The 825-nt window shown below is 53.5% G+C and carries 1 protein-coding gene; it reads right to left on the reverse strand.

Translation table 11 applies throughout. The features are described 5' to 3' along the window. Positions 1–825 (reverse strand): InlB B-repeat-containing protein (locus H8Z76_RS13455; protein WP_186982840.1); only part of this gene is annotated, 825 nt, incomplete at both ends.

Here is an 825-nt window from a genome sequence, read left to right on the forward strand (position 1 = left end):
AGTTCCTCCTCTGTGATATAACCGCTCTGTGCCTGTTCAAGTGTGTAATACAGATCATACGCCTCGATCAGTGGTCCGTAATCCCATACCCGGTACATATTGGCAACTGCCATGTCCTGGCTGTTCAGCTGTGGAACCTCACCCTGATAATCCGGGCTTACATTTCCATAGGTAACTGCCCCGGCATCCCGCGCAAGCGCAAAGAACTCACCCGCCGGATACTCTGTATCATCCGCGATATAGGTTTCCGGATATTTTGCCTCCATATCCTTGGCAAACGCCCAGCCTACTCCGGTTCCTGTCACGTCTTCTACCACTTCTTCCCCGGACTCTGCGTCCACAAAGGATTTCGTTGTCCGGATCTTTAAGTCCTCCGATCTCGCCAGCTTCACGGTATCGGTCAGCTGGGAATAATCCGCTCCGCCATTGTTGTCAAAATAGTCATCCCCTTCGGTCTGGCATACGCCCATATAGGCAATGTCGAACCGGTGCTGCCATGCAGCGAACAGGGTGAGCGGGATATCCTCATTGTAGACACTTCCCGGCGTGAATCTCGGAAGCCCGGTCTCTACGATGTTCCCGGCGCCGTCCACCTGCGCCGTATTCCATCCGGCGAAATCATACCCGGTCTTGGTAAAGTTGTTCTCCCGGATGATGTAGTCCACACCTCTTGTCTTTTCATCACCTTTGACCGGATCGGTCATCTCCATTCCGCCGCCGTCATTCGTATTGCCGTCATAGTAAACGAATACGTTATACGTCCAGTGCGCGTACAGCGTGATGTCCTGCTTTGGTGTATAGGCATCCCCGCCCCTTCCGACACAC

The sequence above is a fragment of the Roseburia yibonii genome (genome assembly GCF_014297335.1).
In the GTDB taxonomy this organism is placed as follows: domain Bacteria; phylum Bacillota; class Clostridia; order Lachnospirales; family Lachnospiraceae; genus Roseburia_D; species Roseburia_D yibonii.